This is a genomic window from Haloarcula sp. Atlit-7R, from assembly GCF_003666065.1.
GTDB classification, from domain to species: domain Archaea; phylum Halobacteriota; class Halobacteria; order Halobacteriales; family Haloarculaceae; genus Haloarcula; species Haloarcula taiwanensis.
Genome location: NZ_QXIK01000113.1, coordinates 1 through 443, shown reverse-complemented (window position 1 = coordinate 443; position 443 = coordinate 1). Strand labels below are relative to the sequence as shown.

1 protein-coding gene is annotated in these 443 nt (G+C 60.5%); it reads right to left on the bottom strand.

All coding sequences use genetic code 11. From position 1 onward, the window contains the following. Window positions 1-224, bottom strand: a 224-nt coding sequence (locus tag D3D01_RS22900; protein WP_121513876.1) for an AMMECR1 domain-containing protein, incomplete at its 3' end; no start/stop codon positions are given. Window positions 225-443 lie beyond the last annotated feature (219 nt).

The window sequence follows — 443 nt, the reverse complement described above, 5'->3', positions numbered from 1 at the left end:
TGGTCTTTCCCCCGATACGCGCCCGCACAGCCCCGCAGTCGACCGCGCCCCCGTGTCGACTTGATGCGGACGAACGCCCCGGTTCGAGCGTAAAACGCGTCGCGCATGCTGCCCGGTTGTTCTCTCTGCCCGTGAAGAACGTACGATTCGACCGATTCCCGCGCTAGTTCGACCGCCCGCGCCCCATCATCGTAGGTGAGGTGTACGGTCTGCGCCTCGGACATATTACCATTCAAGTTCTGTGGTGACTTCAACGCTTCCCTCGGATGTTATCCCGTTGTTATGTAGTTTCGTTGCAACATAACGTGCGGCTAAACCCCGGTAGGACCCCGTTAATCGAACCGCTTATCCGACCGACCTGACTAGGGTAGGTCGGCAGAGAGAGCCCAGTTCCCGTGCCCGAGACGGGCATGAGGAAAGTCCCCCCACCGTCCGAACGGGTG